Source organism: Paenibacillus sp. 2RAB27, assembly GCF_052115445.1.
Classification (GTDB): Bacteria; Bacillota; Bacilli; order Paenibacillales; family NBRC-103111; genus Paenibacillus_E.
In genome coordinates this window covers 367918-382014 of the sequence record NZ_JBFRGR010000003.1, presented here as the reverse complement: position 1 = coordinate 382014, position 14097 = coordinate 367918, and the positions used below count along the sequence as shown (strand labels likewise).

Sequence of the window (14097 nt, the reverse complement as noted above, 5' to 3'; positions counted from 1 at the left end):
AAAGAGCAGGATAATCACATTGTGCGGAGAATAGACAATGAGATGCATCTGAACCATGAGTGAAATGGAGGAATTTCAATGGATGATGGTGAGCTGGAAACCTTCGTGAATGACACGATCATTGCAACTGGTTTGGATATTGACGATGATGAGGACGACTTCGAGCATCATGAATCTTTTAACCGTGGAACGCGTCATGTTTTTAGATAATTAGTTATGTCGATTGATTTCTACATAATTTGCTAAATTTATAAATTGTATCTAAAATAAAGGAAGCGTGCAAATTATAATAATGGAGGCTTCCTTTATGAGTATCGGATTCAAATCGTGGTTGCAAAATTCAAAACAAGGCTTAACCGAACAGGTCAAAAAATTCAAGAACAAAGACTTTATGGATGCTGTAGTTGCTGGCTGTGCGGTTGTAGCTGCAGCGGACGGATCCATTGATGCCAATGAAAAGCAAAAAATGGCTGGATACATGAGCCGCAGTGAAGAACTAAAAGTGTTTGATATGAGCGATGTAATTGCTCGATTCAATCACTATGTTGGAAACCTTGAGTTCGATGCCATGATTGGCAAACAAGAAGCACTAAAGTCAATTGCCAAATTTAGTGGTAAGCCTGAAATGGGACGAGTCATCGTTGGTGTATGTAGTGCAATCGGAGCTGCAGATGGCGATTTCGATGATAAAGAGAAGGCCGCGGTACGTGACATATGCAATTCACTTGGATTAAATCCTAGTGAATTCAGCTTGTAAGTAATAAAGAAAGAGCTTTTAAGCCAATTAAGGGCTTAAGATGTTTTTTAAAGAAGCCAGCAAACCCTTGGGTTTGCTGGCTTTTTGGTGAAAACCTGGGAGTGTGGCACAGATGACAAAATAGTCCATGTTGCCAAATTGGAATACCTAGACAACTTACTTCCAAGTTACTGACATGAGCCTCAGCACGGTTTCCGAACTCCCCTCAGCCACTACGCGGAGATGAATCTCTCCTAGTCCACTACCAGAACGGGCAGCGAATGAAACCATTTGAGCCGTGCCTTCAACGACTGTGGCTCCGCCTATGACAGAAGCACCTTGAACAAGTATTGTATAGTCACCAGGTTCTTCAAAACCTAATTTAAGCTGAAGTTCATTCGTTTGAGGGGTCACTGTCTTCACTTCCGCAGCAGCACTGACACGAATTTCTTTAGTACCAAAAGTTGTTTTTACGGTCTGTGGGCTTGTTTTCGAGCCAAGCAGCTTGCCAAGAAGTTCAGCGCCTTGGTAATTGGGATATAAATAATCGGACGTTTCCCATTTCAACAGACTGGTCGCATCATATAAATGACGAGGATACTCAGCATCGGCTGCCGTTGTCTGTCGTGAGCCGCTGACGGACAGCCCCAGGCTGATTTTGTGATAATCAACCCCGCCATTCTGCATATAGCTGTTCCAGCTTCCCTGCTGCTTCATCGCTGCCTCCAACTCCAGCAGCGCAATCCCATAGTCATGTCCCGACCACTGGACTGGACGGCCGAACCAAGTACCCGGCAGCGGCTTACCGTCGCTGCGATAAATCGACTGCCCGAAAGCGGCAAGAGCGCCATAGCGCATAAACGTATGACTGCCAAACTCCCCGCCTTCTCCGTTGTTCTTGCTGATACCGTAGCTGCCGTCATCCCATACATAGACGAATGGCAATCCGCGATCGGCCCATTGTCTAGCGTACTCCAAGTATGCAGCAAGCCCTGTGATTTGATAAGCCTCAACGTTAGCGCGAACGGCGAAGGCCGCCGTTTCCAGCTCCGGAATCATGTTCCGCAGCTCCCAAGATTGTGAACCGCGTGGCAAGGTGAAACTCGAGTTGATGTAATCCATCGCTGCCTTGCCATAAACCGAAGCGTTGACATTTCCGGTCATCCGGGCTTGGCGCAGCATTTTGAAAGCAAACTCGGCGTTTGAGCCTGGCGTCACTTCATTCGGTGCACCCATATAGGCGCTGACGGGAAATCCTTTTTTCTGGATATAGGTCTGATAATCCCAATATACGCCTGCAGTAACGCTGGAGGGATTCACAAGCTTAGCCGAAGCGATTAACGAATCAACGTTTATGGTTTGAAGTGCTTCCATCGTCTTAGCAGCGATACCTTCCAAGTAAAGCGGCAAAATATAGCCATATGTGGAATAATTCGTGCCGATTTGATTCATTGCGGTTTGTACACGCTGCTCCGCTAGTGTCCTCCTCGCAGCATCGCCATAAGGGCCAAGCACCGCGTATGGCATGACAAAAGCAGACGTAATGATAGGCGTAGCGGCTGGACCGATCCGATTCATCCATTGATTCTGCTCAGGCAGCCATAAATTCTCGAAGCTGCCGAGCAGGGCTTTGCTTTCTTTCTGCATCGTTCCGCTTGCATACGCAAGAGGTTCAGGTAGCCCATACGTCCTGATCCAACGCCCCACTGTCGAAGAAATTTCCGTATCATGCGACACGAACAACCTCGATTGCAGCGATATAGGTTGGGCTGCTGGCAGGGAGTACGGCTGACGCACTGGATTTTCGTTATTGGCATTAGCCGTCACCTGCTCGTAATAGGCAGGTATCCCCGTGGCCATTGTGGCATTCTCGTTAACCCCGTTAAGAACTGACGGGATGAATAAGCTTAGCTTCGCAGATACCGTATCTTCCCCTCGTTCCAGACGGTTAGGCAGTGCGAAAAATGCTGCTGGCTGATCGTGCACACCATCCCATGACTGCCGAGCGTCCCACATCAGCCCGAATGAAATGCCTCCTTTGCGCAGCGCCATCAATGGGACGGTAATTTTACGTGGATGAGGCACATAACGGAACGCATCTGATGAATTCAACACCGCCAGTGTATCCGAAGAACGGTTGTTCAGATTATGGTCGTCAAGCCATTCCAGACCTGGGAACAAAGCTTCATTCACATAATCCCCTGTGGTTGACGAGGTCGAGGTGATCACCTTCTGCTGTGGATCCACAGATGCAATTCCCGCTTCTCCCAGCAATAACGTGGGACCGACGATGGCAGCAATTTGCCGCTGATAGTTAGCTTGCAAGGTGTGGGAGAACTGAAAGTCTCCATACACATCTGATGTAATGCTTACACTGCCACTCCATGCCGCCCCCTCTGGATCGCTGAATGGCACCAAGAAGTTGCCAGGCGACTCTGGGTCCGGTGCTGGTGCATAAAGCTCTCGGACGGCTAACTGATCGCCATAAACGATCTGCTGCACGCTGCCAAGCGAAGGCAGTACAGCTATGCGTACCCAAGCTCCTGCACGTTTCGCTTCCAACCAACCGAAACCATAACCACCAAGCCCTGTCGAAGCTGGCGAAGGAAATACGAGCCGCTTGTCTGCATCGCCGAGGATGAGATCATCCGGCTGCCCGCTCTCCGGTAGCGAGTTCGCCACACTGAACAATCGCGCCGTGTCCCTGGTTGTCGGGAGACCGCTGCCCGTCACTCTCAGCCCTATGCCTCCGGCGCCTGTGCCTGTAACCGTTATGTCATACACAAGTTGAAGCGTTTGCCCAGAAGCGAGTGTCGTCCCCGGTGTCGGGGATACCCTCGTCACCTGCACGAAGTCAGGGGCATCCAGATGGATGGAAATTCCTGAAGCGTCAGCGCCGATATTTTCAAGCATCGCCTCTACCTGGAAATGGTCGCCTGGTGATACAATCTCGTGCGGAGAAGACTGAAACTTCGTCAGCCGGATTTCGGCTGGAAGATCCTGCTTGCGCAGCAGCGAGATCTCCTTCACAACAATTTCAATGCCATTCTTCATGCTTGGATATGTGGCCATCGGGTCGATACGCAGCTTTGTAATGTTTCCTGTCCAACCAGGATTGTTACCCATATCGATAATATAACGCTGAAACTCCGGCGTCTCAGCCGCCGTATTCCGGAACGCCACTTTACGTGATTCGCTCAGTTTATTCGTATCTGCTCCCGCATCCGTGGCAAAATAAATGGCGGCATTCGCCGTATGGTTCGTCTTCATCCATACACTGACGTATCGGTAAGCCGATGGAATCGGCTGCAGGCCAGCATCATGCGTATCCAAATACAAATTGGGATTGGATGTCGTAGACTGAATCGGCTCCGATGTCGTGAACAAATGCACGCCGTTCACATCGCGGTATACATTGTCGGTAACAATATGATTGGCGTAGACGCCCTTATCCGAATTCACGTCCCAGCCAAGAAGGTTACTCCACGGAGCAGAGTTTTTGCCGTACAGCTCATCCTGCTCCTCCGCATGGAGAACCGTGTTGCTTGTAAAATCCCAAGACGTAACCAGTCCGCTATTCAAAGCGACTTTAGTATAAGTAGCTGAACGAATCACAGCTCCGGCTACACCACCCCTAACCGCCAGTGCTTGCATATAGACGGAATCTGTTACCGTAATAGTAGCTGCAGCTCCGCTGACCATCGTCCCGTTGGCAGCCGTACCGGTCGCCGCATTGTATTGTGGAGTCGTTCCGTTTAGCGTATATATAATCGCATCGGCATAGCTGGATGTGAGTGAAACCGGGAGACTGTCATAAAAAACTTGGGAGGCTGACAGGGTAACAGGATTCGCGCCAGCCACATACGTCTCTTGCTTTCTCGCTTTGATCTGACCGTCCTGAATGGCTACGGCTTTCAGCGTGGCTGTATGATCGAGCGTCAGTGATCCGTTAAAAATTGTATCGCCAGTCACTTCCGTCCCATGGGTTACATCCGGTTCAGAGCCGTCAAGTGTGTATCGGATTGCATCTGCGCCAATGACCGAGTAATCGATCGATTGGGACGCTCCGTAAAACGTTTCACCCGCTGACAGCGATAGCTGCGTCTGTAACGGATTGCCTACATGAACTGTTGCACCTTGGTACATCGTCAACTCGGTATCGACAAGTGTACGATCACTTGTGTAAACCGGCAGCAGCTCGACGCTGTAATCTTTGCCGGCAGTCAAACCGCCAATCCGTGCATAGCTGCCTCGTTCTGCGTTATAAACACTGAGCTGCGCAGCGGTTCCATCCGTTACATTGCGATAGCGAATATTAAATTTGGAAACGCTCCCATTTAGTTCCGGAATAAAGATATAAAAGCCGTTTGTATCACCCGCAAGTCTGACTTGATCCCGATCTGATACTGGAAGAAGACGATTAAACACAAAATTATCCATGCGAAATCCGGTAGCAGCGTTGGCAAACACGCCGACGAAGCCTTCGCCTAGCACCGAGCCCCGTGTCACATCGATAATCGGCAAAGTTGAATTATTCACATAGGCGCGAATTCGATTCCCCTCAGCAGATAGCTTCATCCGAAATGTCCCCCACGGCAATGTATCCCGGTTTAATCCCGGCATCCCGTACTCCTTCAAGCCTCTGTATTTGTTCCCATCCGTATTCGCAATTGAAGTCGAGCCTTCGAACAAATTCATCTTGGCATCAAAGGTGATATGCGCTTTGAGCTGAGCATCCCAGCCATCACTCCAGCCATTCTTCTGGAATTGAACGCCAAGCTGACGATTTAACTCACGCTGAGTCACCGTCATATCAAATGAAGCTTCAAAGTCACTGTATTTATGCTCAGGGGCACTCGTAAAACCGTAGTCGAAAACCCCCACTGTCGATCCAGTAACAGGACTGACTGCCAACTCTCCCCCCGACAAGGCTACATTCGCCGTATCCCCGGCAAATTTGATCGCATTACGTACACCATCGTTATAGGTTCCGTTCGACATCGTGCCGCTGTTGAAATCTAGCGCATACGTCGTTCCGTCGCGAATAATAGGAGCACGAGGGGGTGTATCTGCCCAAGCAGCAGGCGTTGGGACTCCAATGGCTACAAGACTCGACCAGAGCATAGAACAGATGGCCGTAAGTGCAAGACCTCTTTTCGCGGACCGAGAGAACGTGGACATGCGAGCATTGGGTTTGCTATTTCGGTTATTCATCATTAATGGATCACTCCTTTTTCCTTTGCAAATCACGGTATTGTCCAGGTGTCATTCCTTCCTGCTTGCGAAAATAGCGAATAAAATTTTGTGGATTCGTGTAGTGGAGTTTTTCAGCAATGTCGGTGATTTTCAACTCTGTATCGGTTAGCAGCTCTTTGGCCTGCTTGAGCCGATAATTAGATAAATACTCGCTGAAGTTAACGCCGACCTCCTTGCGGAATACGCCACGGATATAGTCGGGATGATAGCCAAGCCTTGCCGCACAGTCGTCGAGTGATAGCTCAGTTCCCGCTTCGTTGTGAATAATGGCAAGCATTTGGTCGGAAATACGGGCATATTGCTTTTTGCGCAGTCCTTCCAAACGGGATATAAGGGGATGGATCAGCGTTTGCCCAAACCACTGCTCCACCTCTCTTACCGTTTTCAACTTGTATAGCTCGTCAATCAGCGATTTCTCGCCCTCAAATACAGCCTCTTTCTCGTCGCCCAACGTCTGTTTCAGACGTACAAGCGCAAGCAGCAACGACGTTAGTGTCACGAAATATTCACGATGGCTGACCTTTTCTTGGAAAACGCTATGCAAATAAGCGGACAACCGCTCATTGGCCAGTTCCTCATCGGCCAGCTTTACGGCATCGAGCAGCTCCCGTTCCAGTGTTACGGGAAAGCGAAGTTGTGTTCCGTCCGGCTCAGCATCTTCAATATAAATAACGGAGCCCGGCTCCATACGAATCGCATATTTCAGCGCTTCGTTGGCATCCTCATAAGCAGACCGGGCTTCGTTAATCGTCCCATAAAACCGGCTGACTCCCAAGGTAATGCTCAACTCCAGAAACTGCGCCACCTTTTGCTTCATTTCAGCGCACAGATCGTTGACGATCTGCTTAAAACGGTCTTCCTCACCTGCTGCACATCCAATCAGCATGACCTGCTTACGGTGCATGACGACAGGCTTCAATCTCCGCTGCAGCGGTATAAGCTCCTCCGCCATATTATTAATGGAGAATAGCAGTAGATCCTCATCTATCTCTTCATAGCGTGTATCGCGCAACGCATCAATTTGCACGGCGATGACGCACACTTGCGTCCACTTCCGCTCCCACTTGAAAGCAGTAAGCTTCTCGCTGATTTCACGCTGTGCCAACTCACCTTCGTAAAGCTTGATCATAAACAGCTCTTCCAATTGGACCCGCTGCCGCTCAACGATATTTTTCAAATTGCTTTGTACACCCAGAATATTCTTCACCTGACTGCCAATATAGCCAATCTCGTCGGAACTGCCATTTGGCTTAAGCTCCGGCTCAGCCTGTAAATCGCGGTAAAGCCTGTTGATCGGACGGTACATCCGGCTCGCCCCAAGCCAAGACAAAGCTAACGTTATGACTAAAATAATGAAACAAATGGTGTAGGTATACCATTCAATGGCCTTGGAATCTCGTGTGATCAGATCGACAGATGCAATAGATACATAAGCCCAACCCGTATAGGCGGATTTCCGATAAACCACTGCGGCATGATTATTACCAGTCGTACGGAAACTTCCAACCGGTTCCTTGCTAGTACGCACAGTCTGCAACGCTTCCTCGTACCCGGCTGCCTGCGAAATCGCAGAGGGATCGCTATGAGCAAGCAACCCACCTGTTTCACTGAGGATCATTGCCTCGCCAAGCTCATTGCTGCCCGCTAGCAAGCGAGCAAGCTCTGCACTCCGAAATTTGACAATGAGCAACCCCGACGGGTTCAGCGAATGTAAAGGCAGCTTTTTCACCAAATGTACTTGATCGCCAGATACCGAATGTGCCCAGAATGTGGATTTGTTATCCCGCTTATATCGCTCAATCAGATCGGCATTGCGATAATTCGACAACGGCAATACCTCTGTATTGTTATCGAGCACCCACCCCTGATTGAAGCTGGCAAGCACGATATCATCGATCCCTAGCTCGAAGCTTTGCAACTGATGCAGCCCCTGAAGCAAGCCGTTAACCGTTTCGAACTGTTCCGGTGCCAGCTTCATATTGATCGCACTGACGACCAGTGCTGAATTAATGAAATGAGTGGCTGAGGTGTCAGCCGCCCGGAGAATCTGCTCCACCCGTTGCTGTGTTTGCTGCAAATTCAGTTGGTTTCCTTTCGCCACTTTATCCTCGATCATAGCAGACGACTTATTGTACGACAGTACACCAAGCAAGAGGACAGGCAGAGTACCCAAAGCCAAACTGAATAAGAACAGCTTTATTAAGAAACGGGGTGAGCGGATTTTCATTAAAGATCAACCTCCATAAGACAGCGTCTTGTTGTAAACTCCCGCGTTCAGCTGGAGTCAGTGTTTCCATTGTAACGCAGATACGACTGTCTCGTCTTGCGATTCACTAGCGCTTATTTTTTCTGTTTGTTATATTGTGCGGTATATTCCTCAATAACTTTATCACCGCCGCTTTTACGCCATTGCTCAACCGCCTGGTTCCAGCTAGCCTCGTCAATATTACCCATAATAAACTTGATTCGCGCATCCTGGACAATTTTCGTCAATTCCGAGCCCTTCTCCGCTAGCGTTGCTGATTCGAATGATTCCGCTGGATTGGCGACGGCAATTTCGGTGTTTTTCTGGAACATTTGCTTATACTTCTTGACAATCGGCACATCTTCTCCCGCGTCGGTTTGGCTGCCATCATCATAGCGAAGCTGGTAAATGGAGCTAATATCCGTTTCGTAGGCCTTACCGTCAAGGCGAGCTGGTTTGCCATTTTCCACCTTATAATGCTTGCCTTCGATTCCCCATTCAAACAAGTTTTGCATTTTTTTGTCACCAAGCTTATCTAGAAAGCCAAGAATTTGTTTCAGTTCCTGCTCGGTTTTGATGCTCGTTTTTGGGAACATATAAACGCCAACATAACCGCCGTTGTACAGCATGAGACGCTCGCCTTTAGGTCCAGCAATCCGACTGGCCACGTCAAGCACCGCACTAGGGTTTGCCTTAACCAAATCGTTAAAGCCTGAGTTCACATCGTCCAGTGTGCTGATAATGAGTCCTGCTTTTCCTTGGTTAACCGACTCTTGACGTTTCGTACCAGGAACGACGGCGAAATCCAGATTGATCAGCTTCTCATCGTACATCCGTTTATACAGCTTGAGTGCGTCGATGTACTCTTTGGACATAAAATCAGGTACCACCTTGCCGTCCTGCACGCCGTATAAATTGGGCCCGCCATACCAGCTCAGAATAGTCTGAAAGCCGTTCATTCCCCGACCCTCATACATGCCGAAAGTGTCAGCTTTACCATTCTTGTCTGGATCTTTCGTTGCAAACGCCTTCACGACATTGTAAAAATCATCAATCGTTTTGGGCTCAGCAAGACCTACTGCTTCCAGCCAGTCCTTGCGATAAATAATGCCTTCACGGGCAACAGGCCGACTGCGGTAAATACCGTAAACCTTGCCATCGACGGATATATTGTTCAACACCAACGGATTTAGCTTGCTAAGATTCGGAAAGTCTTTTAAATAAGGCCCAATCTCCCAGAACATCCCGGACTTAACCGCATTAACAATACCGGAAGCCTTATTGCTCGCAATCATCATAATTTTGGGCAGTTCGCCTCCCGCAATGGTGGCATTGATTTTATCGTTGTATGCGGAATTGGGCACCCACGTAATGTCGAGCTTCGTATTCGTATGCGCCTCAATCAGCTTGATCGCCTCATTATCCGCCTTTGGAGGTTCAGCCGAGTAATACATATTCATCATGGATAGTTTGAGTGGCTCTTTTGTGGCCTCCGTAGCCGTTGGAGCTTTCGTTGCCGAAGATGCACCTTGCTCCCCACATCCTGCGAGGAATGTCGTAAAGGCAACTGACGCCAACCCCCATAGTCGCAATCTATTCCCATTCTTTGTTCTTTCCATCTTGTTTCCTGCCTCCCTTTTATATGGTTAAATCATTTAACCCTTAACTGAGCCTAACAATACACCTTTGGCAAAATGCTTTTGTAAAAATGGATATACGATCAGAATCGGCAGTGTTGAAACGGTGATAACGGCCATTTTGAGCGATTGGGGCGGAAGCGCAACGGCTTCGTTCACTTGACTTGAATCACCGATACCCCCTTCAGACATAATGACTACCTGCCTCAATAGTACCTGAATAGGCCATTTCGTCGTATCGTTAATATATAGAATAGCTGAGAAGAATGAATTCCAATGCCCAACCGCATAAAACAGAGAAAACGTAGCTATGGCAGGCATCGACAACGGCAATATGATTCTGAATAATATCATCATGTCATTGCATCCGTCTATTTTGGCTGATTCTTCTAGCCCCTCAGGCATTTGTTGAAAAAAGTTTTTCAAAATAATGAGATTGAAGGCACTTATTGCACCTGGAAGCAGCAGCGACCATAAGGTATTCGTGAGTCCCAGCGCCTTAACAATCAGGAAGGTCGGGATCATCCCACCGCTGAATAACATGGAGAAAACAATTAACAGCATAACCGGCCTGCGCCCAAGCAGCTCCTTGCGCGATAATGGATAAGCCATCAGCGATGTAAACACAATGTTGATGAATGTACCGGCGATCGTAATAATAACTGTATTGAGCAGACTTCGCATAATCGTATCCGTTGAAAAAATATACGTATACGCCGACAGTGAGAATTGTGTGGGAATTAATACAATTCCCTGCTTCGCATATTCTTCAGGCGCAGCGAACGAGCCGAGCACCATGTAAAGAAATGGCACGACCGTCAACAACCCGAGCAGCATCAAGAATGTATAATTTGCCATATCGAACAATCGGCTGCCTAAATTTCGGCCCACATAGACCCCCTCCTTTCGGCATTAATAAATGCCCTCTTCCCCGAATTTTTTGGCGAGCGCGTTCGTTACAAGAACGAGCACTAAGCCAACGAGCGATTTAAACAGACCCACCGCCGTGCTGTAGCTGAATTGAGACTGATTAATACCTACGGAATAGACGTACGTATCGAAAACCTCGCCCACTTCGCGATTCAACGCATTTAGCATTAAAATAATTTGTTCGAAGCCTGTGTCCAGAAAATGCCCGAGTCGCAAAATGAACAAAATAACGATTGTACTTCGAATCGCAGGCAGTGTAATATGCCACAGTTGTCGCCAACGGCCAGCACCGTCTATTTTCGATGCCTCATACAACTGCGGATCAACCCCTGCGAGTGCCGCTAGGAAAATAATCGTGCCCCAGCCGGTTTCCTTCCAGATCACCTCAGACATAATGAGCGTGCGGAACCATTCGCTGCTGATCAAGAAATTGATTTTCTCGCCGCCTGCCTTAGCGATCAGTTCATTAACAAGCCCACCTTCAACGGTAAACAGCATATAGACCATACCGACAACTACGACCCAGGAAAAAAAATGCGGAATGTAAATCATCGTTTGAACAAAACGTTTAAATGCTTCCTTGCGTACCTCATTCAGCAGGAGTGCGATAATAATCGGCAGCGGGAAGAAGAAAACCAAATTGTACATCGCCAGCACGATCGTATTGCGAAGCAGCATCCAGAACGTTGGCTCCCCGAAAAAACGGGTGAAATGCTGCATGCCAACCCAATCACTATGCCAGAATCCTAGAAATGGCTGATAATTTTGAAACGATATCAGCACACCCCACATCGGTAAATATTTGAACAAAATGAAATAAATAATGCCGGGCAACAGCATGTAATATAGCCATTGATCGCGAATGAGCATTTTGGCGATTCGTTTTCTATCGACCGCCGAGGGTCTTACTTTAGTACCGGGGACACCCTTATGTTGTGCGAGCATGGTGCTCCTCCTCCTTCTGGCATTTCGCCGCATGCATGATCAGCGAATTTCTATATTTTCTTTAACAACCTTCTGCCTGACTAATCTAATCAGCCGTACAGCTCCAGCTTATATCCGCATTCATCTCCTTGTACGGATGTTACAATAAATTGTTGTTGAATCAAGTCATAGTCGACCACGGCCATGTGATCGAGGGAGTCGAGTACGATCGAGAAGCGCTTCGTAAATAAGTAGCCACCTATCATAAACCGTCCACGTTCTGGAATAACAATTGGCGTTGCATGCCTTGCACGATGCTGCTCGCTCCGGCTATGTATGTCCACCATTTGCTGCTGTGTGGCATGCCCCCAATGCTCGCGCGTTCCTACACCTTCCAGCTCCCAGTAATCCAGCCTATCGCTCAAATTAAGCCTTTCCAAATGCTCCTTATACATCCTGGCATGATCAACAGGCACCCGAATATCCGTATCTCCATGGCAAATAAATAAGGGTGTTAGCAGGTTCGAAGCTAAGGCTAGCCCGCTTCGTGAAGCGTAAGCCATTGGATTATCTCGCGGAGGATGTCCAATCCAGACGTCCAGCTCATCTTGAAATTCACCAATCGCGTCATTCTCATACCAGACCGCATAGTCAGTAATGCCGCACATCGCCGTCGCTGCCGCGAAGAAATCGGGAAACTTGGCGATGATTGCATAAGCATTCCCACCCCCACCGCTTCCACCTTCAAAATAGACGAGCGAGCTATCTTCAATAAAGCTTTCATATTGTTGCTGTACATAGGTGACCGCGTCAATCACATCGAACAGCTCCCAGCCGTTGCAATCCGGAGAACCTTCAGAGAATGCACGTCCTCGCATATCTACTTCTACAATTAACTCATCGACGCAAGGTGTATCCATTACCTCGAAAGGCGGTATGCTCATATGCCAGCCATGTGTCGTCACTACGAGCCGCGAAGGCTTTCCTGGCTTCAGCACCCGCATTGCCAATTGAAGTTCGGGATGGCGGGAAGAGTTGTAATAAATAAAATCGCAGTAGGGCGAATATTGATTCTCCCTACTCTCTACGCCCTGCTTCTCGATCCGAACCCGATCCTCATATTTCTCGTATTCCACTTGTATCCTCCCTTATTCTTATTCCTCCAGAGGTCCTAAATGAGCATATCGTAACATCGGCTAACGACTCTCCGTCCGACTACACTGATCCTAACGAATCGACTTATTACCGTCTACAATCATTACCGAAGGGAATGTGAAATAGCAGCTGATAATCAAAGGCGAGTTAACAATCACAACCGAGTATTCCTTCGGAAAAGCCTGTTGGAACGGCAAAAAACCTCATTTCTCCTCAAAAAGGCTGCGGAAAGAAAAGGTTTTATTTTGATACTTATACTTACTGTTGGGTGGCAAATAAGTAGCCTTGGATATCAAGTCCAAGACCTTCAATCATAACATTGCCTACCCCTTATCACTTATTACCAAAGATAAATGTGACTTTTGTAGGATGGAATTAATTAACTATTAAATACATTATTGTGAAATAATCCATTACCAGATAAACTCTATTTTGCGGAGCGTGGAAGTATCTACGCTCCTTGCTAAGTAAATGAGGGAGTAGTGTAGATGAGCTATTTTGAAGATATTGATACAAATTTCATTAAAAATTTGACTAGAACTAAGTATTCTCGTCTAGAAGACGTTAATTTTCAAACTATTTCGAACATCCCTGGAAATGAAATAACGCCATTTACAGAATTTTATATAGCACCATTTATATTTAGGACACTGAGTATATGTATCAATATTCCACTAGCATATATAGATCTAAATAATGATGCTTTGAGAGAATTACTATGTCATTTTCAAAAAATTACTGTCTTAACATCAAAGGAAATTCCATTTGAACTAAGATTGGAAAATCTTGAGCCTAAATCTAAAGAAATGTTTTCTATACTTTTGAGTAAAAACAAGATAAATCCATTTGTATTGGATTTGTACCAATACTATGGCGAACATGATTCTTCAGGTGATTTTAGGTATGTTAAATTTGTTAATGAGTCCATAGAACAAGTTTATGAAGATTTGATAAATCCAAATCACATTAAAGATTTCAACGAAATTTGGAGTCGAATAAAAATGATGCACTCTGATACGAATTATGTATATCTTAATCCCAATTGGCTATTCTCCGAGCAGCTAAAATACTCAATAGCACTAAATTTCTTTTCAATGGCCTGTGAAGAGGTTTATTTATGTATCGATAATACAACATCTCGCATTATTAGTTTATTACTTTCAAATGATAAATGATGGTTAATAGGAACTTTTGAACTGCAAGAAGCCAGCAAA

At 47.0% G+C, this 14097-nt stretch carries 9 protein-coding genes; 3 read left to right on the top strand and 6 right to left on the bottom strand.

The features are described from left to right. Window positions 1-78: 78 nt before the first annotated feature. A complete protein-coding gene (locus tag AB4114_RS06795; protein WP_441987743.1) occupies window positions 79-210 on the top strand; it encodes a hypothetical protein in 132 nt (43 codons plus the stop codon). 97 nt (window positions 211-307) lie between these two features. After that, complete coding sequence (locus AB4114_RS06790; RefSeq protein ID WP_171630340.1) at window positions 308-757, top strand: tellurite resistance TerB family protein; 450 nt, start codon at window positions 308-310, stop codon at window positions 755-757. Between the two features lie 156 nt (window positions 758-913). Here the strand turns inward: AB4114_RS06790 and AB4114_RS06785 are convergent, their stop codons facing one another. The 6 genes from AB4114_RS06785 to AB4114_RS06760 all read right to left on the bottom strand — a co-directional run bounded on the left by AB4114_RS06785 (window position 914) and on the right by AB4114_RS06760 (window position 12864). After that, the gene (locus AB4114_RS06785; protein ID WP_441987742.1) at window positions 914-5953 is read right to left on the bottom strand and encodes a chitobiase/beta-hexosaminidase C-terminal domain-containing protein; all 5040 of its coding nucleotides are present in this window, start codon (window positions 5951-5953) and stop codon (window positions 914-916) included. Between the two features lie 7 nt (window positions 5954-5960). Further along, window positions 5961-8219, bottom strand: a complete 2259-nt coding sequence (locus tag AB4114_RS06780) for a helix-turn-helix domain-containing protein (protein ID WP_441987741.1) — start codon at window positions 8217-8219, stop codon at window positions 5961-5963. 113 nt (window positions 8220-8332) lie between these two features. Continuing rightward, entirely contained in the window at window positions 8333-9856 is a 1524-nt protein-coding gene (locus AB4114_RS06775) for an extracellular solute-binding protein (RefSeq protein ID WP_441987740.1), read from the bottom strand. 36 nt (window positions 9857-9892) lie between these two features. Continuing rightward, window positions 9893-10732, bottom strand: coding sequence for a carbohydrate ABC transporter permease (locus AB4114_RS06770; RefSeq protein ID WP_441987846.1), 840 nt, complete (start codon window positions 10730-10732; stop codon window positions 9893-9895). A gap of 54 nt (window positions 10733-10786) precedes the next feature. Beyond that, complete coding sequence (locus AB4114_RS06765) at window positions 10787-11674, bottom strand: ABC transporter permease (protein WP_441987845.1); 888 nt, start codon at window positions 11672-11674, stop codon at window positions 10787-10789. Window positions 11675-11838: 164 nt separating this feature from the next. Beyond that, complete coding sequence (locus AB4114_RS06760) at window positions 11839-12864, bottom strand: alpha/beta hydrolase family protein (protein WP_441987739.1); 1026 nt, start codon at window positions 12862-12864, stop codon at window positions 11839-11841. 507 nt (window positions 12865-13371) lie between these two features. Here AB4114_RS06760 and AB4114_RS06755 point away from each other — a divergent pair. Further along, window positions 13372-14058 (top strand): hypothetical protein, encoded by a 687-nt coding sequence (locus AB4114_RS06755; protein ID WP_441987738.1) that lies wholly within the window; start codon window positions 13372-13374, stop codon window positions 14056-14058. Window positions 14059-14097: the final 39 nt, after the last annotated feature.

Bases quoted from the DNA above. Each gene is read 5' to 3' on its own strand.
- AB4114_RS06795 (WP_441987743.1), top strand. From the start codon at position 79: ATGGATGATGGTGAGCTGGAAACCTTCGTGAATGACACGATCATTGCA.
- AB4114_RS06790 (WP_171630340.1), top strand. From the start codon at position 308: ATGAGTATCGGATTCAAATCGTGGTTGCAAAATTCAAAACAAGGCTTA.
- AB4114_RS06785 (WP_441987742.1), bottom strand. From the start codon at position 5,953: ATGATGAATAACCGAAATAGCAAACCCAATGCTCGCATGTCCACGTTC.
- AB4114_RS06780 (WP_441987741.1), bottom strand. From the start codon at position 8,219: ATGAAAATCCGCTCACCCCGTTTCTTAATAAAGCTGTTCTTATTCAGT.
- AB4114_RS06775 (WP_441987740.1), bottom strand. From the start codon at position 9,856: ATGGAAAGAACAAAGAATGGGAATAGATTGCGACTATGGGGGTTGGCG.
- AB4114_RS06770 (WP_441987846.1), bottom strand. From the start codon at position 10,732: ATGGCAAATTATACATTCTTGATGCTGCTCGGGTTGTTGACGGTCGTG.
- AB4114_RS06765 (WP_441987845.1), bottom strand. From the start codon at position 11,674: ATGCTCATTCGCGATCAATGGCTATATTACATGCTGTTGCCCGGCATT.
- AB4114_RS06755 (WP_441987738.1), top strand. From the start codon at position 13,372: ATGAGCTATTTTGAAGATATTGATACAAATTTCATTAAAAATTTGACT.